The sequence below is a fragment of the Serratia sp. TSA_105.2 genome, assembly GCF_052692115.1.
This window is the reverse complement of record NZ_JBQZFT010000003.1, coordinates 93,126-114,934: the sequence shown is the minus strand read 5'-3', so window position 1 is coordinate 114,934 and position 21,809 is coordinate 93,126. Positions and strand designations below refer to the sequence as shown.

The 21,809-nt window shown below is 61.3% G+C and carries 22 protein-coding genes and 1 tRNA gene; 4 read left to right on the top strand and 19 right to left on the bottom strand.

What is annotated here, in order from left to right; translation table 11 throughout:
• Positions 1-31 precede the first annotated feature (31 nt).
• From ACUTSC_RS11650 to prmB, 4 genes are all read right to left on the bottom strand, one after another.
• On the bottom strand, positions 32-838 hold the full coding sequence (locus tag ACUTSC_RS11650) for a TSUP family transporter (protein WP_197773389.1): 807 nt from the start codon (positions 836-838) through the stop codon (positions 32-34).
• 3 nt (positions 839-841) lie between these two features.
• Positions 842-1,669 carry a penicillin-insensitive murein endopeptidase gene (gene mepA / locus ACUTSC_RS11645; protein ID WP_197768198.1) on the bottom strand — a complete coding sequence of 276 codons (828 nt, stop codon included), beginning with the start codon at positions 1,667-1,669 and terminating at the stop codon, positions 842-844.
• Positions 1,670-1,674: 5 nt separating this feature from the next.
• Entirely contained in the window at positions 1,675-2,760 is a 1,086-nt protein-coding gene (gene aroC / locus ACUTSC_RS11640; protein ID WP_197768199.1) for a chorismate synthase, read from the bottom strand.
• A gap of 65 nt (positions 2,761-2,825) precedes the next feature.
• Positions 2,826-3,758 carry a 50S ribosomal protein L3 N(5)-glutamine methyltransferase gene (gene prmB, locus ACUTSC_RS11635; protein ID WP_033648158.1) on the bottom strand — a complete coding sequence of 311 codons (933 nt, stop codon included), beginning with the start codon at positions 3,756-3,758 and terminating at the stop codon, positions 2,826-2,828.
• 170 nt (positions 3,759-3,928) lie between these two features.
• Here prmB and smrB point away from each other — a divergent pair, with 170 nt between their 5' ends.
• Positions 3,929-4,459 (top strand): endonuclease SmrB, encoded by a 531-nt coding sequence (gene smrB, locus ACUTSC_RS11630; RefSeq protein WP_004936226.1) that lies wholly within the window; start codon positions 3,929-3,931, stop codon positions 4,457-4,459.
• 67 nt (positions 4,460-4,526) lie between these two features.
• On the opposite strand, the gene sixA is transcribed toward smrB, so the two are convergent.
• The 4 genes from sixA to ACUTSC_RS11610 all read right to left on the bottom strand — a co-directional run bounded on the left by sixA (position 4,527) and on the right by ACUTSC_RS11610 (position 9,368).
• Positions 4,527-5,009: a phosphohistidine phosphatase SixA gene (sixA, locus tag ACUTSC_RS11625; protein ID WP_004936230.1), complete on the bottom strand. Its 483-nt coding sequence runs from the start codon at positions 5,007-5,009 to the stop codon at positions 4,527-4,529.
• 388 nt (positions 5,010-5,397) lie between these two features.
• Positions 5,398-7,563, bottom strand: coding sequence for a fatty acid oxidation complex subunit alpha FadJ (gene fadJ / locus ACUTSC_RS11620; RefSeq protein WP_445653342.1), 2,166 nt, complete (start codon positions 7,561-7,563; stop codon positions 5,398-5,400).
• Entirely contained in the window at positions 7,563-8,873 is a 1,311-nt protein-coding gene (fadI, locus tag ACUTSC_RS11615; RefSeq protein WP_445653341.1) for an acetyl-CoA C-acyltransferase FadI, read from the bottom strand. Before fadI ends, fadJ begins: the two co-directional genes overlap by 1 nt.
• A 198-nt stretch (positions 8,874-9,071) precedes the next feature.
• Positions 9,072-9,368 (bottom strand): YfcZ/YiiS family protein, encoded by a 297-nt coding sequence (locus ACUTSC_RS11610; RefSeq protein ID WP_072145088.1) that lies wholly within the window; start codon positions 9,366-9,368, stop codon positions 9,072-9,074.
• 405 nt (positions 9,369-9,773) lie between these two features.
• On the opposite strand from ACUTSC_RS11610, the gene fadL reads away from it, so the two are divergent.
• On the top strand, positions 9,774-11,096 hold the full coding sequence (gene fadL / locus ACUTSC_RS11605) for a long-chain fatty acid transporter FadL (RefSeq protein ID WP_063988947.1): 1,323 nt from the start codon (positions 9,774-9,776) through the stop codon (positions 11,094-11,096).
• Between the two features lie 116 nt (positions 11,097-11,212).
• Here the strand turns inward: fadL and mlaA are convergent, their stop codons facing one another.
• The 10 genes from mlaA to ccmA all read right to left on the bottom strand — a co-directional run bounded on the left by mlaA (position 11,213) and on the right by ccmA (position 19,066).
• Positions 11,213-11,971: a phospholipid-binding lipoprotein MlaA gene (gene mlaA, locus ACUTSC_RS11600; RefSeq protein ID WP_021505590.1), complete on the bottom strand. Its 759-nt coding sequence runs from the start codon at positions 11,969-11,971 to the stop codon at positions 11,213-11,215.
• 28 nt (positions 11,972-11,999) lie between these two features.
• On the bottom strand, positions 12,000-13,214 hold the full coding sequence (ccmI, locus tag ACUTSC_RS11595; RefSeq protein WP_197768200.1) for a c-type cytochrome biogenesis protein CcmI: 1,215 nt from the start codon (positions 13,212-13,214) through the stop codon (positions 12,000-12,002).
• A complete protein-coding gene (locus ACUTSC_RS11590; protein WP_033648088.1) occupies positions 13,214-13,681 on the bottom strand; it encodes a cytochrome c-type biogenesis protein in 468 nt (155 codons plus the stop codon). Before ACUTSC_RS11590 ends, ccmI begins: the two co-directional genes overlap by 1 nt.
• Positions 13,678-14,229 (bottom strand): DsbE family thiol:disulfide interchange protein, encoded by a 552-nt coding sequence (locus ACUTSC_RS11585; RefSeq protein ID WP_033653726.1) that lies wholly within the window; start codon positions 14,227-14,229, stop codon positions 13,678-13,680. The genes ACUTSC_RS11590 and ACUTSC_RS11585 overlap by 4 nt, the downstream gene beginning before the upstream one ends.
• The gene (locus ACUTSC_RS11580) at positions 14,226-16,196 is read right to left on the bottom strand and encodes a heme lyase CcmF/NrfE family subunit (protein ID WP_445653340.1); all 1,971 of its coding nucleotides are present in this window, start codon (positions 16,194-16,196) and stop codon (positions 14,226-14,228) included. The genes ACUTSC_RS11585 and ACUTSC_RS11580 overlap by 4 nt, the downstream gene beginning before the upstream one ends.
• Complete coding sequence (gene ccmE / locus ACUTSC_RS11575) at positions 16,193-16,687, bottom strand: cytochrome c maturation protein CcmE (protein WP_004936264.1); 495 nt, start codon at positions 16,685-16,687, stop codon at positions 16,193-16,195. The genes ACUTSC_RS11580 and ccmE overlap by 4 nt, the downstream gene beginning before the upstream one ends.
• Positions 16,684-16,920 (bottom strand): heme exporter protein CcmD, encoded by a 237-nt coding sequence (ccmD, locus tag ACUTSC_RS11570; protein WP_089186257.1) that lies wholly within the window; start codon positions 16,918-16,920, stop codon positions 16,684-16,686. Before ccmD ends, ccmE begins: the two co-directional genes overlap by 4 nt.
• Positions 16,917-17,654, bottom strand: coding sequence for a heme ABC transporter permease (locus ACUTSC_RS11565; protein WP_033653722.1), 738 nt, complete (start codon positions 17,652-17,654; stop codon positions 16,917-16,919). Before ACUTSC_RS11565 ends, ccmD begins: the two co-directional genes overlap by 4 nt.
• 120 nt (positions 17,655-17,774) lie before the next feature.
• Positions 17,775-18,434: a heme exporter protein CcmB gene (gene ccmB, locus ACUTSC_RS11560; protein ID WP_025303731.1), complete on the bottom strand. Its 660-nt coding sequence runs from the start codon at positions 18,432-18,434 to the stop codon at positions 17,775-17,777.
• The gene (ccmA, locus tag ACUTSC_RS11555) at positions 18,434-19,066 is read right to left on the bottom strand and encodes a cytochrome c biogenesis heme-transporting ATPase CcmA (RefSeq protein ID WP_060419962.1); all 633 of its coding nucleotides are present in this window, start codon (positions 19,064-19,066) and stop codon (positions 18,434-18,436) included. The genes ccmB and ccmA overlap by 1 nt, the downstream gene beginning before the upstream one ends.
• Before the next feature lie 229 nt (positions 19,067-19,295).
• Between ccmA and ACUTSC_RS11550 the strand changes: the two genes are divergently transcribed.
• Together ACUTSC_RS11550 and ACUTSC_RS11545 are read left to right on the top strand one after the other, a co-directional pair.
• The gene (locus ACUTSC_RS11550; protein WP_197768202.1) at positions 19,296-20,222 is read left to right on the top strand and encodes a formate/nitrite transporter family protein; all 927 of its coding nucleotides are present in this window, start codon (positions 19,296-19,298) and stop codon (positions 20,220-20,222) included.
• 129 nt (positions 20,223-20,351) lie between these two features.
• Positions 20,352-20,426, top strand: a tRNA-Arg gene (locus tag ACUTSC_RS11545).
• 92 nt (positions 20,427-20,518) lie between these two features.
• Here ACUTSC_RS11545 and ACUTSC_RS11540 read toward each other — a convergent pair.
• The gene (locus ACUTSC_RS11540; RefSeq protein WP_445653339.1) at positions 20,519-21,793 is read right to left on the bottom strand and encodes a lactonase family protein; all 1,275 of its coding nucleotides are present in this window, start codon (positions 21,791-21,793) and stop codon (positions 20,519-20,521) included.
• Positions 21,794-21,809: the final 16 nt, after the last annotated feature.

Genomic DNA, 21,809 nt, shown 5'->3' with positions numbered 1-21,809 from the left:
AGGGCGCGTAAGCCGCGCCCACTTTTCATCTTTAGCCGTGCATCAGGGCGGTCAACCACTGCTGAATTTCCGCGCCGTGATTGTCGTACAGCAGCTTGAGGCTCATCACCAGCGAGACGATCACGATCATCGGCCGAATCAGCTTCTGCCCGCGGGTCAGCACCATGTGGGCGCCCAGACGCGCGCCCAGCACCTGCCCCACCAGCATCACCAGACCGATGCTCCACACCACCTTGCCGCCGATGATGAACAGCGCCAACCCGCCGACGTTGGAGGTGAAGTTCAGCACCTTGGCGTGTGCCGTGGACTTGGCGAGGTTAAAACCGCACAGCGTCACATAGGCCAACGCGTAAAACGACCCGGCGCCGGGGCCGAAGAAACCGTCGTAAAACCCGACGCAGCCGCCGGCCACCAGCCCGAACGGCAGGGCGCCGAGGCGACGTTGACGATCTTCCTCACCCAGCCGCGGCATCAGCAGGAAGTAGAGGCCGATGCCGATCACCAGCAGCGGCAACATCTGCCGCAACACATCGGCGCGCATATGCTGCACCAGAATGGCGCCGACGATCGAACCGATCAGCGTCAGAAATATCGTCAGCTTCTGGTCGTTGAGATTCACCGCACGCCGACGAATAAAGTACAGGCTGGCGGAGAAGGAGCCGCCGACCGACTGCAGTTTGTTGGTGGCCAGCGCCTGGGCCGGGGGAACCCCCACCGCCAGCAAGGCCGGTACCGTCAGCAACCCACCGCCGCCGGCGATGGAGTCGATAAACCCCGCCAGCAGCGCTACTGCAAACAACACCCCGAGCATCTCGGGGCCGATGACGAACCAGTCCATGTATTATTCCGCTGCGAAGTGATTATCCAGCAATGCCTGACAGGTCGGCGGTAACGGCGGCGGCACCGGTTTACCCGGTTTGGCGTTCGGTTGATGCGGCACGAACCAGCTCGCCAGTTCGGCGCCGCAGCCGTCGCCCGGCGGCGGCGTATCTTGCTCTTTACATTCAAGGCTGCCCGGCGGGCAACGCAAGCGCACGTGCATGTGCGCGCGGTGACCGAACCACGGCCGCACCTTGTGCAACCAGGCGCGATCGGCGCCGGCATCCAGACACAGGCGCTGTTTGATGGCCGGATTGACGAAGATGCGCGTCACGTCCGCATCCTGCGCCGCCAGCTTGATCAGCGACTCGATCTGCGGCTGCCATTGGCGCGCCACTACCTGCTTGCCGTCACTTGACACCAGATCGATAGGCTGCGGCTTCAGCAGCTGCTGCGCGCTCCAGCGTTGACGCGGCAGCTGCAGCCAGATGTCGACGTCGAGCCCCGACTGGTGGCTGGCGTGGCCGCTGCTGAAGCGCCCGCCGGCCGGCATCGCCATGTCGCCGATCAGCACCGTGCCCAGCGCTTTCTGGTTCGCCTGGCTGCTGAGGCGCTGAATAAACGCCAGCAAGTCCGGGTGACCGAAATAACGGCGCTGGTCGGTACGCATCACCTGGTAGTTCGGTGAGTTCAGCGGCAACGGCTGGGCGCCGATGACGCAGCCGTTGGCGAAACCGCCCACCGCCTGCGGCGCACCGGCCACCGGATGATCGATTTTCTGCCACGGCGTCAGCGCCATGGCGGAGGCGGAGGCCGTCAGGGCCACCAGGCCCAACATCCAGTTTCTCATGGCGATTACCAGCGAGGCACGTCGGAAACCACATCACCGTTTTGCGCACGCTGGCGCAGCAGGTGATCCATCAGCACGATCGCCATCATCGCTTCGGCGATCGGCACGGCGCGGATGCCCACGCACGGATCGTGGCGGCCGCGGGTGACCATTTCCACCGCTTCGCCCTGGCGATTGATGGTGCGGCCCGGCACCATGATGCTGGAGGTCGGCTTCAGCGCCAGATGTGCCACCACCGGTTGGCCGCTGCTGATACCGCCGAGAATGCCGCCGGCATGGTTGCTCTGGAAGCCTTCCGGGGTGATTTCATCGCGGTTTTCGCTGCCGCGCTTGGTCACCACGGCAAACCCGTCGCCGATCTCCACGCCTTTCACCGCGTTGATGCTCATCAGCGCGTGCGCCAGATCGGCGTCGAGGCGGTCGAACACCGGCTCGCCCAGGCCAACCGGCACGTTTTCAGCAATCACGCTGACCTTGGCGCCGATGGAGTCGCCCTCTTTTTTCAATGCGCGCATCAGTTCGTCCAGCGCTTCCAGCTTGTCCGGATCCGGGCAGAAGAACGGGTTCTGCTCTACCTGTTCCCAGTCTTTCAGCTCGCAGGTCACGTCGCCGATCTGCGCCAGATAGCCACGCACCTGCACGCCAAACTTCTGCTGCAGGTATTTCTTGGCGATAGCACCCGCCGCAACGCGCATGGCGGTTTCGCGCGCCGAAGAGCGGCCGCCGCCGCGGTAGTCGCGCAGGCCGTATTTCTGTTCGTAGGTGTAGTCGGCATGCCCCGGGCGGAACACGTCTTTGATCGCGCTGTAGTCTTGCGAGCGCTGATCGGTGTTTTCAATGATCAGACCGATGCTGGTTCCGGTGGTCACGCCTTCGAATACGCCGGAGAGAATGCGCACCTGATCCGGTTCGCGACGCTGGGTGGTGTAACGCGAGGTGCCCGGACGACGGCGGTCCAGATCGTGTTGCAAATCGGCTTCGGTGAGAGGAATGCCGGGCGGCACGCCGTCGACAATACAACCCAGCGCCACCCCGTGAGATTCACCGAAGGTGGTGACGCGGAAAATCTGCCCAATACTGTTTCCTGCCATCACGGCTCCTTACCGTTAGTCTTTTATCGTTATGAGGCCCGCCATGCGGGCCCTGAAAATGCGGTTTAGCTGCGGTAGAGGCTGAAGTGTTCCTTGCAATCCACCAGTTGCTGTTTGGTCAGCATGAACACGCCGTCGCCGCCGTTTTCGAACTCCAGCCAGGTGAACGGAATATCCGGATATTGATCCATCAGGTGTACCATGCTGTTGCCCACTTCACAAATCAGTACGCCGTCGTCGGTCAGGTAGTCCGGCGCGCAGGCCAGGATGCGGCGCACCAGCTTCAGGCCGTCGCTGCCCGCCGCCAGGCCCAGCTCCGGCTCAAAGCGGAACTCCTGCGGCAGATCGGACATGTCTTCCGCATCGACGTACGGCGGGTTGGTGACGATCAGATCGTACTGGATCGCGGGAACGTCGCGGAACAGATCGGAACGGATCGGGATCACCTGGTGTTCGACGCCGTGCGCCTGAATGTTGCGCTCAGTCACCGCCAGCACCTCGCTGGAGATGTCCACCGCGTCCACTTCCGCTTCCGGGAAAGCGTAGCCGCAGGCGATGGCGATGCAGCCGCTGCCGGTGCACATGTCGAGGATATGGCGTGGCGGGTGCGGGATCAGCGCGCTGAAGCGATCGTTGATCAGCTCGCCGATCGGCGAACGCGGTACCAGCACGCGCTCGTCGACGTAGAATTCCATGCCGCAGAACCAGGCCTTGTTGGTCAGGTAGGCGACCGGGATGCGTTCGTTGACGCGGCGGATCACGCGCTCAACGATGCGATGGCGCTCGCTGGAGGTCAGACGGGCGGTGTGCATGTCCTCCGGAATGTCCAACGGCAGGAACAGGCTTGGCAGCACCAATTGCACCGCTTCGTCCCACGGATTATCGGTTCCGTGACCATAATAGATATTGGCGGCGTTGAAGCGGCTTACCGTCCAGCGCAGCATATCTTGAATGGTGTGCAGTTCGTTCACTGCTTCGTCGACGAAAATTTTGTCCAATTTGCCCTCCGGCAGGCGCTGTGTTTCATGATTTAGCCGCATAGTTTGCCATGAAGCCCGCGACAAATCACGCTTGCCCCTCGCGCTTTTCACTCTGGCCCGAGTTTTGCGTCGACAGCGCTCATTCACAAGGTAAACTAGCGAAATAAACGATTTCCGGTGAATGAAGCATGAAGAACAAGCCCCCTCTGAGCAAAGACGAACAACAGCTCTTCAGAGAGTCGGTGGCGGGCGCGAAAAAGCTGCGCCAGGACACCATCGTCCACCGCCCGCCAAAACCCAAGGTCAAACAGATTGCCCCGCAGCGGCTGCTGCAGGAGCAGGTCGATGCCAGCTATTATTTTTCAGATGAATACCAGCCGCAGCTGGAAGAAGAAGGCCCGACGCGCTACGTGCGCCCCGGCAGCAGCCCGTATGAGCTGAAGAAGCTGCGACGCGGCGATTACTCGCCGGAGCTGTTTCTCGATTTGCACGGCCTGACCCAGCTGCAGGCCAAGCAGGAGCTGGGGGCGCTGATCGCCGCCTGCAAACGCGAACACGTGCACTGCGCCTGCGTGATGCACGGGCACGGCAAGCACATTCTCAAACAGCAAACGCCGCTGTGGCTGGCGCAGCATCCCGACGTGCTGGCGTTCCACCAGGCGCCGAAGGAATGGGGCGGCAACGCCGCCATCCTGCTGTTGGTGGAGCTGGCCGAGTAGGCCCGCAGAAACGACTCAGGGCGATGTCAGACATCGCCCTGAGTTTATTCCGCACCGCATCCGCGGCTCACACTTTGGCCATCACCTGCGACGGGCTGACCTGCCATTCAAACTTGCCGTAACTGCCGTCCGCCGGCAGATCGACATTGGCAATCGCCGAGGTCGCGAACATCGGCGGGCACTCGCCCGGGCACAGTTCGGCCACCAGATAGCCCACCAGCGGCAGGTGCGACACGATCAGCACCGAGCTCACCCCCTGCATCGCCAGCGCCTGCAGATAGCTGCCGACCTGTTCGGCGTTGCCGCCCGGCGTCAGCTCGGGCAGCACTTCTTCGCCCTCCGGCAGCGTCAAGGCTTCACGCACCGTCGCCAGCGTCTGTTCGGCCCGCAGATAGGGGCTGACCAGCACGCGTTCAATATCCACAGACTTGGTGTTCAACCAGGCCGCCATCTGACGGGACTCGTCGCGGCCGCATAGGGTAAGGGGCCTTACCGCATCGCTGGCTGCCTCGAGCGCCGCCTCTCCGTGACGCATAATCAAAACTTGCATATTGCACCGCTGTTGTTGACAAAGTAACGCTATACAGAAACGCCGTGCGTGCTGTACCGCCGAGTTTTACAACCCAAAGCCAAAGCTTTAAAACGATAACGCGCCGTCTCTTTATGGCGGCCGGGCATTTTGCCTGAAAGTTTGCGTAAAGAAAACGCTGTTTTTTACAGCAATCCTCTCCGGGCAAACCTCGATTGCTCACAGAACAAGCAATTCAACGGGTTAAATTTTAACCTTGCCGCCATGAAATTTATTGATGGCGGTCAAGCTAACTTACCGCTGCCTGCGCCTTGCTGTACAGCCTCACCGGCTGACGCTGTTGCAAGGAGTGATGGCGATCACAACGCGGCCCTGTTGCAACTATAGTGCAAATCGGGCCGCCCTGCGTTCAGCTCCCCAGCGGGTAAAAGCGCTCGCCCTGCTGCGCCATGCGCTGTAAGCGCTCGCACGGGGCGAAATGCTCGCCGTGCTGCTGGCGCAGGTAGTCCAGCGTCTTCACCACTTTCTCGGCGCCGAGTTCGTCCATATAGCGGAACGGGCCGCCGAGGAACGGCGGGAAGCCGATGCCGAACACCGCACCGATATCCCCGTCGCGCGCGCTGCGGATCACGCCTTCATCCAGGCAGCGCGCCGCTTCGTTCAGCATCATCATCACGCAGCGCTGAGCGACGGTCGCCGGCAGCATGTGCGCCTTCGGCGTGACGCCGAGCAGCGTATACAATGAGGTATCCGCGCGTTTGCGCCGCTGCCTCTGCTGCCCTTCGCTCGGGTAGAGATAGAAGCCGCGGCCGTTCTTGCGCCCTTTGCGCCCGTCTTTCAGCACCGCATCGAACGCAGCCGGCGCGGCGAAACGCGGCCCCAGCGCCTCGACCAGCACGGGAATGATTTTGGTGCCGACGTCGATGCCCACTTCATCCAGCAGAGTGATCGGGCCGACCGGGAAACCGAAGTCCACCAGCGCCTTGTCCAGCGACTCCATCGGCTCGCCTTCCAGCAGGCAGCGCGCCGCTTCGTTGATGTACGGCGCCAGGATGCGGTTGACGTAAAAACCGGCGCTGTCGCCCACCACGATGGCGGTCTTGCCCTGCTTGTGCGCCAGCGCCACGGTGGTGGCGATGGTCTCTTCGCTGGTGCCGGCATGCGGGATCACTTCCACCAACGGCATTTTATCCACCGGGCTGAAGTAGTGCAGGCCGATCACCTGCTCCGGCCGCTGGGCTTTTTCGGCGATATGACCGATAGGCAACGAGGAAGTATTGGAAGCGAATACGGTATGCGGCGCACAGTTCGCTTCGACCTCGGCCACCATCTGCTGCTTCAGCGCCAGATCTTCAAACACCGCCTCGACCACGACATCCACCTGTTCAAAGCCGGTGTAATCGGTAGAACCGGAGATCAGCATCATCTGTTTTTGCCGCTCGGCCGAGCGCATGCGCTTGCTGCGCACCCGCTTGCCGAGCACGTCCCAGCTGTATTTCAGCGCGTGATTGATGCCGGTTTCATTGATGTCTTTGATGCGAACCGGCAAACCGCCGCGTGTGGCGGTGACGCAGGCGATGCCGCCGCCCATCAGACCGCCGCCGAGAATGCCGACGCGGTGCAGGGCATGCGGCTGGGCATTGCCGCCCCGCTCTTTTTTCAGCGCGGTGGAGGCGAAGAACAGGCTGCGCAGCGCCGCCGACTGCGGCGTCATCGCCAGTTCGCCGAAGGCGCGCGCTTCGGCCTCATAACCGCTGGCGCTGCCGTGATCCAGCCCGGTGCGCACCACCTGAATGATGCGCTCCGCCGCCGGGTAGTTGCCGTGGGTTTTCGCCAACGTTTTCTTGCGCACGATGCTGAACAGCAGGTTTCTGCCCAGCGGGCCGTTGAGCAGGCGATCCTGCCACGGCAGCTCGCGCTGATGTTTCCAGCCCTGTTTCACCCGCTCGATGGCGGTCTGCAACAGAATCGACTGCGGCACGGCGTCGTCCACCAACCCCATGCGCAGCGCCTGACGGGCACGAATGTGCTTGCCGGTCAGGATCATGTCCAGCGCCTTGGCGGCGCCGATCAGGCGCGGCAAGCGCTGCGTGCCGCCGGAGCCCGGCAGCAGGCCCAGCTGCACTTCCGGCAGACCGAGTGCGGTTTTGTCATCCAATGAACAGACGCGGCCGTGGCAGGCCAGCGCCAATTCCAGGCCGCCGCCCAGGCAGGCGCCGTGAATGGCCGCCACCACCGGCACCGGGAAGGCGGCGATCTGCGCCAACGTGCTCTGCCCTTTCTTGGCCAGCGTTTCCGCCTCTTTGGCGCTGGTGCAGGCGGCAATCATAGTGATGTCGGCGCCGGCGATAAACGAGTCCGGCTTGCCGGAAACGATCACCAGCCCTTCCAGCGCGGTATGCTGCTGCGCCCGGATCAACACGTCGTTAACCTGTTCGACGAACTCGGCCTTGAGCGTATTGACCTTTTCGCCCGGCACATCGATGGTGATCACGCCGATGTTGTCGGGGCGAAGCGTCAGCTGAAAGGCCGACGGTTTGGCGCGCTGTTCATGCAATGCGTTTTCAAAGCTCATTATTCCACCTCCACGATCATCGCGGCCCCTAACCCGCCGGCGGCGCAGGCGGTCGTCAGGCCCAGCCCGCCGCCGCGGCGTTTCAGCTCACGCAGTGTCTGGGTGATCATGCGCGCGCCGGTGGCGGCGAACGGGTGGCCATAGGCGATGGAACCGCCCAAGACGTTGAATTTGTCCATGTCCACCTCGCCGATCGCCTGGCTGCGGCCAAGCTTCTCGCGGGCGAACTCTTCGCTGGCGAACATCTTCAGGTTGGCCAGCGTTTGCGCGGCGAAAGCTTCATGCATGTCGATGAGCGTCAGATCGGCCAGGCCGATACCGGCGCGATCCAGCGCCAGCGGCGTGGCGTAGGAAGGCCCCAGCAGCATGTCTTCCCACACGTCGATGGCGGCGAAAGCGAAGCTGCGCAAATAGCCCAGCGGCTGCAGCCCCAGCTCTTTGGCGCGCGACTCGCTCATCATCAACACCGCCGCCGCGCCGTCGGTCAACGGTGTGCTGTTGGCCGCGGTGACGCTACCGTGCTTGCGATCGAACGCCGGCTTCAGCTTGGCGTAGGACGCCAGGCTGGAGTCTTTACGGATGTTGTTGTCTTCAGAAAGCTGCGCGCGGTAAGGCGGCACGTAGGCGGTCATCACCTCGTCGCGCAGCCACCCCTGCTGCCAGGCCTTGGCCGCCAGCTCGTGTGAACGGTGCGCCAGCGCATCCTGCGCCTCGCGGGTGATGCCGTGGCTCTTCGCCATCTGCTCGGCGGTATCGCCCATGCGCAGTCCGGTGGAATACTCCGCCACCGCCGGTGGCACCGGCATCAGATCGCGGAATTTCAGCCGGCTGAACAGCTTGAGACGCTGCGACAGCGTGCGCGCCTTGTTGACGTCCACCAACGTGCGAGCAAGCGCCTTGCTGACGCCGATCGGCAAGACGGAAGAAGAGTCCGCCCCGCCGGCGATGCCGACGCTGATGCTGCCGGCCATGATGCTCTCCGCCACATTGGCGATCGCCTGGAAGCTGGTGGCACAGGCGCGCGACACGCTGTAGGCGTCGGTATGGACGCTCATGCCGGTGCCGAGCACGATTTCACGCGCGATGTTCGGCGCCTCGGGCATTTGCACCACCTGGCCGAACACCAGCTGTTCGATAAGCTGCGGATCGATACCGCTGCGCGCCAACAGCTCGCTCACCGCCGTTTTCCCTAAATCCACCGCCGGAATGCCGTGATAGGCAGTCGCCTGTTTGGCAAAGGGGGTACGCAGTCCATTCACAATCGCAATGCGGTCACCATGACGGGTCACCAACGGCAGTGCCTTACTCATAAATGCTCCTGAAGAAAATAACGTCAGCGCAATGGGCAGAAAGAGGTCTGACCTGATGAGGTCATTGTTAACCAAACGGTTACATTTGGCAAACCGGCAGAGATCAAAACTGCGAGCAGGCGCACTTTCTATCGGGGGGCGATGTAGGGAAGGCAATCCCCGACGCACGGCAGGCGGCGCCGGGGGGTAAAGCGGGGATTAACGCAGGCCGAGCTGGAAGATCAGGGTTTCCGCCTGGCAGGCGAAGGTGAAATCGGCCTCCAACTGCACGCCGCCGTCAACCGGTTTAATGCTACTGCTGATGTCACAAGGGTCGGATTCTACCGCGCGCGCCTTTTCGCTCAGGGCAGCCAGCATCGCCTCCGCATCTTGTTGATTGCTGAACACCTGACTGTAGGACGCGGTGCAATCGGTGTTATCCATCACGGTGCCGACATCCACACAGCAACACGCGGCGGTTTCCTGGGCGCTGCATTTATTAATTGCATCTGACATGATTGGTTCTCCTCAAGGGCCTCGGTTATCAGCCCAAATTGCCGTTTTACTCACCGGCACAAAGCCACAAAATTCTGCGGTTATTTTACGCTTCCACGCCGGCAATCACTAGCACTTACTTTTATTGGGTGTTTTAAGTGATGGAAATCACAAATAAAAATGAGCGCCTGCTAAGGAATGGTAAGAATTTTGTTATTTACCGCTGGCTTTTTGTTAAGCAGATCTCTTTTTTGATATCAGGTTGGAAATATTTCAAAAACAAACTTGCAACATTTTCACAGGTCAGACCTATACTTCAGCCACTGGTCTGATTTGTCTGAACGATAACGGACCCTACAATCCCGCGCTCCTTGTTACCTCGTGTAACAATAGTTTAAATAATAAACACATAATGAGGTTTTGGTCATGAGCCAGAAAAACCTATTGACTAAATCAGCTCTCGCAGCTGCAGTGGCAATTATTTCTTCAAACGTGTCTGCCGCAGGATTCCAGCTGAATGAGTTCTCATCAGCTGGTTTAGGACGTTCGTATTCTGGCGAAGGCGCCATGGCGGATACGGCGGCCTCGGCGAGCCGCAACCCGGCATTGTTGATGATGTATACCCGCCCGGAACTCTCCATCGGCGCAGTCTTCATCGACCCGGACGTTGACATTACCGGCAAATCGCCTTCCGGTGCCAGCCTGGACTCAAAAAATATCGCCCCTGTCGCCTGGGTGCCGAACCTGCATTATGTTCACCCGATTAACGATCAGTTCGCCGTAGGCGGCTCGGTCACCAGCAACTACGGTCTGGCGACCGAATTCAACGACGGCTATACCGCCGGCGCTTACGGCGGCAAGACCGATCTGACTACCGTTAACCTCAACCTGAGCGGCGCCTACCGTCTGAACCAACACTTCAGCTTCGGTCTGGGCTTCGATGCGGTGTACGCCAAAGCCAAACTGGAACGCTACGCCGGTGAATTGCCGAAGCTGATCGCAGGTTCCGGCCAATTACCACCGCAGCTAGCCGGCCCGGTATCACAGATCCCGGCTGATACCCAAATTTCGCATCTGAAAGGCGATAAATGGGGTTACGGCTGGAACGCCGGCATCCTGTACGAAGTGGACGAAAACAACCGCTACGGTTTCACCTATCGCTCCGAAGTCAAAATCAAGTTTGACGGCGATTACAAAAGCAGCCTGCCATCGGCCTATAACCCAATTCTGGGTTCCCTCGGCCTGCCTTTGGGCACCAACGGCAGCACCATCCCCGGCTCTCTGGATCTGAACCTGCCAGAGATGTGGGAACTGTCCGGCTACAACAAAGTTGCGCCGCAGTGGGCCATCCACTACAGCCTGGCGTACACCAGCTGGAGCCAGTTCCAGGAGCTGAGAGCCACCGGCAACAACGGCCAGACGCTGTTCGAAAAGCATGAAGGCTTCAAAGACGCTTACCGCATCGCGCTGGGTACCACCTACTTCTACGACGACAACTGGACCTTCCGCGGCGGTGTCGCCTTCGATGACAGCCCGGTGCCGGCACAGAACCGTTCCATCTCCATTCCGGATCAGGACCGCTTCTGGATCAGCGCAGGTACCTCTTACGCGTTCAACAAAGACGCGTCGGTTGACGTCGGCATTTCCTACATGCACGGCCAGAAAGTCACCATCAAAGAAGGCCCTTACACCTTCAACTCTGAAGGTAAAGCCTGGCTGTACGGCGCCAACTTCAACTACCGCTTCTAATCTCGCTTGAGAAAGAAGCCAAAGCGCCCCGCGGGGCGCTTTTTTTTGCCCGTCGCTTGCCGCCGACATAAAAAAACCCGCCTGACGGCGGGTTTTCATTGGCATAACGCCCGTGATTACTGCGAGTCGATCTCGTCCAGCTCGCCCTGAATCGCCTTGGCGTTCGGGTTCTCTTCCGGCTTGAGCGAGCCGCCGTTGGCGATGAAATCGTGGCGCTGGAAGTAAGCTTCGCGCACCATGATGTAAGGATCGGAAGAGTTGCGCAGCAGGCCGTCGGAATCCAGCAGTTGGGCGCGGGTTTCGATGCCCTCGACCACCCATTTGCCCGCCGACATCCAGAAGGTCAGGTAGCTCAGCATCGGATACAGCGTATCCGCAAAATCGCCGCCTTCGTCACGCAGCGTGAAACTGCCGTAGCCCGGCAACATCACGTACGGGCCGTAACCCACATCGTAATGGCCCAGCGTGCTGCCGAAGCGGTTCGGTTCTTCGCGCGCCAGTTTCGGGTTGGCCATGCCGGCCACGTCGATCAGGCCGCCCATCCCGAGCAGGGTGTTCAGGAAGAAACGGTTGAAGTGGATCATCCCGCGGTAAGGGTCGCCCTTCAGGAAGGCGTTGACCATGCTGGCCGGCTCTTCCAGGTTGGAGGTGAAGTTGCTGATGCCGTTACGCGCCGGCATCGGCACGTAGTCGCGCCAGGCCACCGCGACCGGGCGCAGGATATAAGGATCCAGGACGTTGTAGTTGAAGTCGAACATCGTCCGGTTAAATCCTTCCAGAGGATCGGAACGCCCTTGCGGATCGTTGTCTGGCGCGCTGGCACAGCCCACCAGTAATACCGTTGCGAATGCCACCCCAGTCAGGCGAAAGTTCATATTTTTCTCCATAAAAACACGTTCGGTCTTATTTTTCAGTGACCTGCTTGTTTATCTGAACGCTAACCTGCTCTTTACCGCTGAATGTCTGCAGCGAGCTTTCGCCGAACCAGTCTCCCGGCTGCGGCGTGGCCAATCCGTCCTGTGAGAGGCGCACACGCACCTGCACCTGATGCTGTGCCGAGAGTAGACGCTCGGGCATCATGGCGTTGCTGTCATCCAGAGAGAAAGACAGCGGAAAACGGCTCAGCGGCAATTGTTTTACCGCCACCGGCACCGGGCTGGCGCCGTCGGTAACCGAGATGACCAGCGTCCCCTGCGGCGGCAGGGCTTTCGCCGCCTGCGGTGACAGCGAAACGGTCACATTCAGTTTAACAGTTTCTCCGCCGGCCTGGGCTTTTGCTTGTGCAATGCTGCGCTTTATCACCTCCGCGCGCGGATCGTTGGCCGGCAGCAGCTGCAGCATCACCTGCCAGGCGCCGATCGCCTGCTTGAAGTCGCCCTGTTCAAAGGCATTGAACGCCAGCAGGCTCAGCACCCGCGGATCGCCGTGATTCTCCGCGATCATGCGCCGCAACAGCTGCGTCGCCCGCTTGTTATCCTCCGGATCGTTGGAGCGCGTCAAGACCTCGGCATAGCCGAGCCGCACTTCCAGACTATTCGGATCCAATTGATAAGCATGGGCAAACGCCTGCGTAGCCGTGGTGGCGTTATTCAGTGCCATGCCGACCCGCCCCAGCATCATCCAGTCGTTGATGTTGCGATCGTCCTGCTGCAGCGCGGTGCGCAGCCCTAGCCCGAGGCGGGCGATCTCTTCCATGCTCAGCGGCTTGGCGCGCTCATTGGCGACGCGCTCGCGCAATTCCGGCATTTGCGCCTGCACCAGACGCCAGTCCAGCACCTGCGCCAACCCGCCGGTTTTCAGATAAAAGCCAACGGTCACCGCCAGCAATAACAGCACGCCCGGCACCAGCGCCCAGCGATTGATCGGCTTCGCTTGCGCCGCCTGCTCGACGGGAATGTCGTTCAACAGGTTCTGTTGCAGCTCTTTGACCAGCTCCGGGCGCTCGGCCACCACGCCCTGCTGCTCGTCCTGCTCCAGCTCGCTGAGGCGATCCTGATAAAAAGCCTTGTTCAACGCATCGCGCGTGGCGGCGCTCTGCTTGCCGTGGCGCATCGCCGGCACCACCAATAACGCGGCGGCGCCGGCCAGCAACACGCAAATAATCAGCCAAAAAGCCATTAGGGTTTCTTCCTGTCAGTCTCTTGCAACAGCGCCGCCAGGCGCTGCCGTTCCCGTTCGGAGAATGCGTCGTCCACCGCCGCGTCGGGCCGGCGACGGGCGCGCAGGATCACCACCGCCCCGCCGATCAGCACGAACAGCAGCGGGCCGATCCACAAGATCAGCGTCGCCGGCGTTACCGGCGGCTCGTAGGTGACGAAGTTGCCGTAGCGCGCCACCATATAATCGATGATCTGCTGCTTGCTTTGCCCCTGCATCATCAGCTCGTACACCTTGGTGCGCATGTCGGCGGCGATGATGGCGTTGGAATCGGCAATGCTGTTGTTTTGGCATTTCGGGCAGCGCAGCTGTTCGGTCAACTCGCGATACTGCTGCTCCTGCTCGACGGAGTTGAAGCGATAGGTATCGATCGCCGCGGCGGCGCTCCAGCTCAGCAGCGCGGCGCACAGCAGGACAATCAGCCTCATGCCTCACCCCCGTACTTTTTATACAGCGGCAGCACTTCCTGCTGCCAAACGCGCTCGTTCATGTCGCCGGCGTGGCGATAGCGAATAATCCCCTGGCCGTCGATAAGGAAGGTCTCAGGCGCGCCGTAGACCCCGAGATCCAACCCCAGCATGCCGTCGCCGTCGTACAGGCTGAGGGCATAGGGATTGCCGAGGGAATTCAGCCAGGTCACCGCCTTGGCGCGATCGTCTTTATAGTTCAGGCCGACCACCCGCACGCCGCGCGCCGCCAGCGTATTAAGGTACTGGTGTTCCGCGCGGCAGGTCGGGCACCAGGTGGCCCAGACGTTGAGCAATATCGGCTTGCCGTCGCGCAGCACCGCCTGATCGTAGGTTTTGCCAGGCTGGTCCAGCGATTCCAGCCTGAAGGTCGGCACCGGTTTGCCGATCAGCGCCGATTCCAGCATGGTCGGATCTTCGCCGCCGGCGTTGCGCGTCAGTTGCACCATCAGCGCCGCCACCAGCAGCAGGAAGAGGACCAACGGGATAAACAGCAGCTTACGATTCATGGTTGCGCCTCCAGCTTGCCTTCGCGCTTGAGTTTTTTGCTCATGCGGTAACGCGGGTCGAGGATGCACAGCAGGCCGCCGATCGCCATAAAGACGCCGCCGAACCAAATCCAGCGCACGAAGGGTTTGTAATACAGGCGCACTGCCCAGGAACCGTCCTCCAGCTCCTCGCCCAGCGCCGCGTACAGATCGCGGCTGAAACCGCCGTCGATCGCCGCTTCGGTCATCATGCTGCGCGCCACGCTGTAGTAGCGTTTCTCCGCGTGCAGCGTCGCCTCCGGTTTGCCGTTGCGCGTGACGTCGATGATGCCGACGCCGCCGCTGTAGTTCGGACCGCGAATGTCGTGCACGTCGCGGAACACGAAGTGATAGTTGTGAATATCCACGCTGTCGCCGGCCTTCATCCGCACATCGCGCTCCACGCTGTAGTTCTGGCTGAAGGCGATGCCGATCACCGTCACCGCCACGCCGAGGTGGCCGAGCACCATGCCCCAGTGGCTGGGGGACAGCTGGCGCAGCCCGCGCCAGAAACCGTGACGGTGGGTGGCGCGCTCATGCAGCTCCATCAGCGTCAGGATGATCACCCACAGCGCCATGATCAGGCCCACCACCGTCATGCCGGCGATGCTGTCCTGCAGCAGCCACGGCAGCAGGATTGACAGCACCAGCGTCGCCAACAGCGCCACGCCGAGGCGGCGCCACAGCTTGCTCGGCTCATCACGCCGCCAGCGCACCAGCGGCCCGATGCCCAACAGCAGCGCCAACGGCGCCATCAGCCAGGTGAACATGGTGTTGAAGAACGGCTCGCCGATCGAAATGCTGCCCAGCCCCAGCTGTTTGTGCACCAGCGGCAGCAGCGTGCCCAACAGCACCACCAGCATGGCGGCGATCAGCAGCACGTTGTTGCCCAGCAGGAAGGTCTCGCGCGAGAAGGTCTCATGCTGCACCCGGCTGCGCACCTGGCCGCCCTTGACCGCGTACAGCAGCAGCGAACCACCGATCACGATCACCAGATAGGCGAGGATAAACATGCCGCGCGCCGGATCGGAGGCGAAGGAGTGCACCGAGACCAGCACGCCGGAGCGCACCAGGAAGGTGCCCAGCAGGCACAGCGAGAAGGCGGTGATCGCCAGCAACACCGTCCAGGCTTTGAACGTGCCGCGTTTTTCGGTCACCGCCAGCGAATGCATCAGCGCGGTGCCGGCCAACCACGGCATAAAGGAGGCATTCTCCACCGGATCCCAGAACCACCAGCCGCCCCAGCCCAGCTCATAGTAGGCCCAGGCCGATCCGAGCACGATGCCGAGCGTGAGGAACACCCAGGCCGCGGTGGTCCACGGGCGTGACCAGCGCGCCCAGGCGGTGTCGAGCCGGCCGGCCATCAGCGAGGCGATGGCGAAGGCGAAGGCGACCGAGAAGCCGACGTAGCCCATATACAGCAGCGGTGGGTGGAAGATCAGGCCGATATCCTGCAGCAGCGGGTTGAGATCGCTGCCGTCGATCGGGAAATTCGGTAGCGTGCGAGTGAACGGGTTGGAGGTCATGATAATGAACAGCAGGAAACCGGCGGTGATCATCCCCATCACCGACAGCACCCGCGCCACCGCATCCTGCGGCATCGCCCGGCTGCACAACGCCACCGCCAGCGACCAACAGCTCAGCAGCAGCACCCACAGCAGCAGCGAACCTTCATGCGCCCCCCAGGTGGCGGCGATGCGGTAATACACCGGCAGCTGGGTATTGGAGTTGGTGGCCACGTAGGCGACGGTAAAATCGTTGACCACGAAGGCGTGCACCAGGCACAGGAACGCCAGCGCAATCGCGGCGAACATGCCGTAGGTCAGCGGGCGGGCGACCGCCATCATGCGGCGGTCTTGCCGCGCCGCGCCCCACTGCGGGTAAATGCTCAGCAGCAGCGCGATCGCCAGCGCCAGGCACAGCAGAAAACTGCCCAATTCCGGCATCATGACTTGGCGCCCTCCGCCTGCGGCGCGTTATACGCTTCCGCCGGGCCTTTGTGGTTCTCTTTCATCGCGTCGGCCACTTCCGGCGGCGTGTATTTTTCATCGTGTTTGGCCAGCACTTCGCGCGCATTGACCACGTTGCCCTCACCCAGCACGCCCTGCGCCACCACGCCCTGCCCTTCGCGGAACAGGTCCGGCAGAATGCCAGTGTAGGTCACGCCGATCGCGCCGCGCGCGTCGTAAATCTTGAAGCTGACCTGCAGCGTATTGGGATCGCGTTTCACCGAGCCGGGCATCACCATGCCGCCGATGCGCAGCCGCTGGCCGACCTCGGGCTTCTCATGATTTTCGCCCTTGCCCTGCAGGATCTCACCCGGGGTATAGAACAGATCGATGTTGGAGCGCAGCGCGTACAGCATCAGGGTCGCGGTCAGCGCGATGCCGATCAGCACAACGATCGCCAGATAAAGGCGGCTTTTACGACGTGGATTCACAATGATTTCTCCCGCGGTGCGGCGGATTTTTGTTTTGATTGTTGCGCATGGCGAATGCGCCGCTCGCGCGCCTGACGGCGGCCGATCTCGGCGAGCAACTGCCGCCGTTGCCAGAGGGTGTGCGCCACCAGCCCCAACAGCGAAATCAACGTGGCGGCGACCGCCAGCCAAACATAGAAGGCGTAACCGCCCATGGCGAAAAACGCCGACCAGGAATCGAATGCGGCGTTCATGACTGACGCTCCTTATTCACCAGCCCGGCGACCCACGGGCGCTGGCGCTCCTGGAACAGGATCAGATTGCGCAGGCGCATCAGCGTCAGCGTGACGAACAGCAGCAGGTAACCGAGGATCGCCCAGCGCAGCGGGGTGCGCATGCTGGGCGCGATAGATTGCTGCATATTGGTCGAGCCCTGATGCAGCGTATTCCACCATTCGACCGAAAAATGGATGATCGGGATATTCACCACGCCCACCAGCACCAGAATCCCGGCGGCGCGGCCCGCCAGGCGGCGGTCTTCAAAGGCGTTGTACAGCGCGATGACGCCCATATAAAGGAACAGCAGCACCAGCTCGGAGGTCAGACGCGCATCCCACACCCACCAGGTGCCCCACATCGGCTTGCCCCAGGCGGAGCCGGTCACCAGCGCGATAAAGGTGAACACCGCGCCGATCGGCGCCATCGCCGCCACCACGGTATCGGACATTTTCATCTGCCACACCAGGCCGATAAACGCCGCCACCGCCATCGAGGCGTAGATGCCCATCGACCACATGGCCGCCGGCACGTGAATATAAATGATGCGGAAGCTGTCGCCCTGCTGATAATCCTTCGGCGCGAAACCAAAGCCCCATGCCCAGCCAAGCAGCAGGCAAGCCGCCGCCGCCAGCCCCAGCCAGGGGACAAAGCGGCCGCAGACGTGATACAGCCGTTCAGGCCGCGCCAGTTGATGTAACCATTTCCACATTGTCGTCAGTGCTCACGGTAATTTTTATGCGTCGGCCGCCCCGAGCGATCGAAACGGCGAAAATCTTCTGCGGGGTACGCTCTTCTCGGCCTTGCCCCGTCTGTTCATTCAATACGTTAGCTAGTGCACGCTCACTCGCAGCGCCGCCGCGGTGGCAAACGGTGCCAATGTCACGCTGCCCGCCAGCATCGCGCCCAGTATCGCCAGGTAACCGTCGATCGGCATGCCCATCGAGGCGGCGTCGATCGCGCCGGTGGCGAAGATCAGCACCGGGATATACAGCGGCAGCACCAGCAGGCTGAGCAGCACGCCTCCTTTGCGCAGGCCGACGGTCAGCCCCACGCCGATAGCGCCGATCAGGCTCAGCGTCGGCGTGCCGAGCAGCAGCGTCCCCGCCACCGCCAGCCAGGTCTGCATATCGAGCGACAGCAGCAGCGCCACCAGCGGCGACAGGATCAGCAGCGGTAGCCCCGTCACGACCCAGTGAGCACACACTTTGCCCAGCACCGTCATCGGCAGCGGCGTCGGCAGCAGCAACAGCTGCTCCAGCGAGCCGTCGAGGAAGTCGTCGCGAAACAGCCGCTCCAGCGACAGCAGCGAGGCCAGCAGCGCCGCCACCCACACGATGCCCGGCGCAATGCGCGCCAGCAGCTGCGGCTCCGGGCCAATCCCCAACGGAAACAGCGTGATCACAATCAGGAAAAACCACAGCGGGTTGACGATCTCCGAACCTTTACGGCAGGCGATCTTCAGTTCGCGGCGCACCAGGGTCAAAAACATCACAGGCTCCCCGCGTCATGTTCCGCCAAACGAACTTTACCCACCGTTTGGCTGACGCCGGCCAAATCCTGATGGGTGGTCAACAATACCATGCCGCCCCGCTGTGCATGTTGTTCAAAAAGGCTAATCAACTCGGCTACGCCCTGTTTGTCGATTGCCGTCAGCGGCTCATCGAGGATCCACAGCGGCGCCGCGCTGAGCCACAGCCGCGCCAGCGCCACGCGCCGCTGCTGCCCGGCGGAAAGCTGCGCCACCGGCAGATCCTCGTAACCCACCAGCCCCACCTGCTCCAGGGCGCGCCAGATGGCCGGATGATCGGTTGTGCCGCGCACCGCTTGATAAAACTGCAAATTTTCGAAGGGCGTCAATACGGCTTTGATGCCGGGCTGATGGCCGATAAACAGCAAATCTTGCTGGTAACCCGCACGATCGCGCAGCGTGCTGCGCCCGCGCCAGCACACCTCGCCGCCGTCCGGCCGCGCCAGGCCGGCGAGAATGCGCAGCAAACTGGTTTTACCCGCGCCGTTCGGCCCTTCTACCTGAATGATATCGCCCGGCTGAACTGAAAAGCTTAGCTCGCTAAACAGGATGCGCTCATCGCGCACGCAACTCAGACTTTTGGCTTCCAGCATCGGGGAACTCATATTTTTCTTTGGGATAGCGAATCATAGCATAAGCCTTTCCCCGCACGCAGCCCGCGGCGGGCGCGCCGACGGACCAATATGGCGAGCAGGATCAAGAATGCGTGGAAAAAATCGGCGGATTTTAACTCTTGTTACCTTTTTCTGTATTTCGCCGCATTTGGGCCGGGCAACTACGCTTAATAACGTGAACTCACCCTTATTGAGCAGGAGCGACAGCATGAGCGAGCAGCAACGCCAGAATCACGAGCCGGATGAAACGATGCAGGTAGAGAGCGAAGAACAGGAACAGGGCAAGCACGAAATCGAAGTCAGGGAAGAGAATTTGCCGTCGCGCGCGGCGGCGGTGCATGAGCAGATCCGGATGGAAGGCGAAAAAGAGCTGGAACGCGACGGACTGGCGCTGCTATGGTCGGCGATCGCCGCCGGGCTGTCGATGGGTGCCTCGCTGGCGGCAAAAGGCATTTTCCACGCCCGCCTGCCGGACGATCCCAGCCGCTTTTTCATCGAGAACCTCGGCTACACCTTCGGTTTCATCATTGTCATCATGGCGCGCCAGCAGTTGTTTACCGAAAACACCGTCACGGCGGTATTGCCAATCATGCATAAACCCACGCCGCGCAACCTGCTGATCCTGCTGCGCCTGTGGGGCGTGGTGCTGCTCGGCAACCTGATCGGCACCGGGCTGGCGGCGCTGGCGTTTACCCATATGCCGCTGTTCGACGCCGAAACGCGCGGCGCCTTCATCAGTCTGGGCGAAGAGGTGATGCGCCATACGCCGGGAGAGATGTTCGCCAACGGCATCCTGGCCGGCTGGATCATCGCCACCATGGTGTGGATGATCCCGGCCGCCGGCGCGGCGAAAATTTGGGTGATCGTGCTGATGACCTACCTGGTGGCGATTTGCGATTTGACCCATATCGTGGTCGGTTCGGTCGAGATCCTGTATCTGGTGTTCAACGGCGCGATTGGCTGGCAAGCATTCATTTACCCGTTCGCCCTGCCGACGCTGGCGGGCAACATCATCGGCGGCACCTTTATCTTTGCGCTGATAAGCCACGCGCAGATCCGCAACGATTTGAGCGCCAAAAACCAGGCCGCGCGTCGGCAAGAGGAAAAGCGGCGCCACGGCGGGGAAAAACCGTGATCGCCGTCGGTTAGCCGAGGAAATTTCGGCGCGAACTGGCGAGGTATTGAGCAAACGCGCCGCTAAGCGCTTATTCTGCGGGTAAAAAAAGGTATAATGCCCCGGCAGCTTCGGTTGCCGGTCCGCAGCGTCCCCGTAGTTAAACGGATATAACAAGCCCCTCCTAAGGGCTAGTTACTGGTTCGATTCCAGTCGGGGACACCATTCTTTCTAATCCAGCCATTCCCCATCATCTGTACCCGCAATCCCCCTTTTCCCTGTTCAGACCCGATTTCCCCCAGGCGTTATAATTGGCATTAATTAAAAAACTTAATATCCGTCGGCGTTGAAATCGTCGCCGCCTGCCCTCTGGCCTGCAACTCGCCCTTTTCATCATCGAAATCGAACAGCGTCACGCTATTGGTGAATACATTCGTCACATAGAGATGGTTACCGCCGGCATCGAAAGCGAGCGCACGCGGCTCAATGCCGCCGGCCTCATAGCGCGTCGGCACGCCCGGCATCCCGTCCCTGCCGATTTTTAATACCAGCAGGTGGTTATCGGTGCCGCGATGGGTGGCAATAAGATATCTGCCGCTCGGGCTCAGGATAATGGCCCCACCGCTTTTCGCCTCCGCCGAATCGAGGCCGCCGTTCAGTTTCACTTTTCCTTGCCGCGTCAATCGATTGTCGTTAACGGCAAACGCCTCGATCTCGCCCGCCATTTCGGTGATGACATAGGCATAGTCGCCTGCCAACGAGAACACCATGTGCCTTGGGCCGGCGCCGGGCGCAAAGGCGACATCGCGCGAAGCATCCGCCTGCAACGGCTGCGCGTTAGCCGAGCGATAGCGGTAGGCGTGCAGCTTATCGCCCCCGAGATCCGCCGCGTACAGGTATTGGCCATCGCGGCTGAAGGTAGTGGAGTGCGCATGCCCGCCTTCCTGGCGCCCCTGCACGGCGCCGGAACCGGGCGTAAACGGATAATGCTGTACGCGTTCACCCAGCCTGCCGTCGCTGCCAATCGGCAATACCGTCACCCCCGCGCCGCCTTTGGCGACAGAGTAGTTGGCGACCAACAGAAACTTGCCATCCGGGCTGAGGGTGGCATGCGTCGGCTGCCGACCCGCGCTGCTCACCGTATTCAGCACCCGCAGGCTGCCAGCCTGGTCTATCGCCAAGGCGGTCACCGTTCCCGCGTCCTCCTCATTGGTGGCATAGGCGAAACGGCCATCGCGGGATGTGGCGATCCACGACGGGCTTTTCATTTTAATGGCATCGAGCAGCGTTAACGTGCCATCGCCATTAACCGCCAGACGATAGAGCCCTTCACTGGGGTGCGCCGGTTTCTGCACCACGGGCGCATCCGGAATATGGGTCCAGGTGCCAACTAACGCTATTTGATGCTGTTCCCGATTATTTGCCATCGCATTTCCTGAAAACATGAAGAGCATTAATGCCAGCGCTAATTGAATAGCCTGCCTGCCTAAACCTTTAACGTTCACTCTGCCAAAGGCAGGCAACGTTAAAGGTAGCATAAAGAGCGCGCGGCGGTGTTTATTAATCGAGCCAGAGGGTTTATCTATACTCATGGTGCCTCCTTTCCTC

What these genes read in the sequence shown, in the direction of transcription:
- ACUTSC_RS11550 (WP_197768202.1), top strand. Translation starts at nt 19,296, where the DNA reads ATGAGCGAGCAGCAACGCCAGAATCACGAGCCGGATGAAACGATGCAG.
- fadI (WP_445653341.1), bottom strand. Translation starts at nt 8,873, where the DNA reads ATGAGTAAGGCACTGCCGTTGGTGACCCGTCATGGTGACCGCATTGCG.
- ACUTSC_RS11565 (WP_033653722.1), bottom strand. Translation starts at nt 17,654, where the DNA reads ATGTGGAAATGGTTACATCAACTGGCGCGGCCTGAACGGCTGTATCAC.
- aroC (WP_197768199.1), bottom strand. Translation starts at nt 2,760, where the DNA reads ATGGCAGGAAACAGTATTGGGCAGATTTTCCGCGTCACCACCTTCGGT.
- mlaA (WP_021505590.1), bottom strand. Translation starts at nt 11,971, where the DNA reads ATGAACTTTCGCCTGACTGGGGTGGCATTCGCAACGGTATTACTGGTG.
- ccmD (WP_089186257.1), bottom strand. Translation starts at nt 16,920, where the DNA reads ATGAACGCCGCATTCGATTCCTGGTCGGCGTTTTTCGCCATGGGCGGT.
- ACUTSC_RS11580 (WP_445653340.1), bottom strand. Translation starts at nt 16,196, where the DNA reads ATGATGCCGGAATTGGGCAGTTTTCTGCTGTGCCTGGCGCTGGCGATC.
- fadL (WP_063988947.1), top strand. Translation starts at nt 9,774, where the DNA reads ATGAGCCAGAAAAACCTATTGACTAAATCAGCTCTCGCAGCTGCAGTG.
- ACUTSC_RS11610 (WP_072145088.1), bottom strand. Translation starts at nt 9,368, where the DNA reads ATGTCAGATGCAATTAATAAATGCAGCGCCCAGGAAACCGCCGCGTGT.
- sixA (WP_004936230.1), bottom strand. Translation starts at nt 5,009, where the DNA reads ATGCAAGTTTTGATTATGCGTCACGGAGAGGCGGCGCTCGAGGCAGCC.
- mepA (WP_197768198.1), bottom strand. Translation starts at nt 1,669, where the DNA reads ATGAGAAACTGGATGTTGGGCCTGGTGGCCCTGACGGCCTCCGCCTCC.
- ACUTSC_RS11540 (WP_445653339.1), bottom strand. Translation starts at nt 21,793, where the DNA reads ATGAGTATAGATAAACCCTCTGGCTCGATTAATAAACACCGCCGCGCG.
- ccmA (WP_060419962.1), bottom strand. Translation starts at nt 19,066, where the DNA reads ATGCTGGAAGCCAAAAGTCTGAGTTGCGTGCGCGATGAGCGCATCCTG.
- ccmB (WP_025303731.1), bottom strand. Translation starts at nt 18,434, where the DNA reads ATGTTTTTGACCCTGGTGCGCCGCGAACTGAAGATCGCCTGCCGTAAA.
- ACUTSC_RS11585 (WP_033653726.1), bottom strand. Translation starts at nt 14,229, where the DNA reads ATGAATCGTAAGCTGCTGTTTATCCCGTTGGTCCTCTTCCTGCTGCTG.
- ACUTSC_RS11650 (WP_197773389.1), bottom strand. Translation starts at nt 838, where the DNA reads ATGGACTGGTTCGTCATCGGCCCCGAGATGCTCGGGGTGTTGTTTGCA.
- smrB (WP_004936226.1), top strand. Translation starts at nt 3,929, where the DNA reads ATGAAGAACAAGCCCCCTCTGAGCAAAGACGAACAACAGCTCTTCAGA.
- ccmI (WP_197768200.1), bottom strand. Translation starts at nt 13,214, where the DNA reads ATGGCTTTTTGGCTGATTATTTGCGTGTTGCTGGCCGGCGCCGCCGCG.
- ACUTSC_RS11590 (WP_033648088.1), bottom strand. Translation starts at nt 13,681, where the DNA reads ATGAGGCTGATTGTCCTGCTGTGCGCCGCGCTGCTGAGCTGGAGCGCC.
- fadJ (WP_445653342.1), bottom strand. Translation starts at nt 7,563, where the DNA reads ATGAGCTTTGAAAACGCATTGCATGAACAGCGCGCCAAACCGTCGGCC.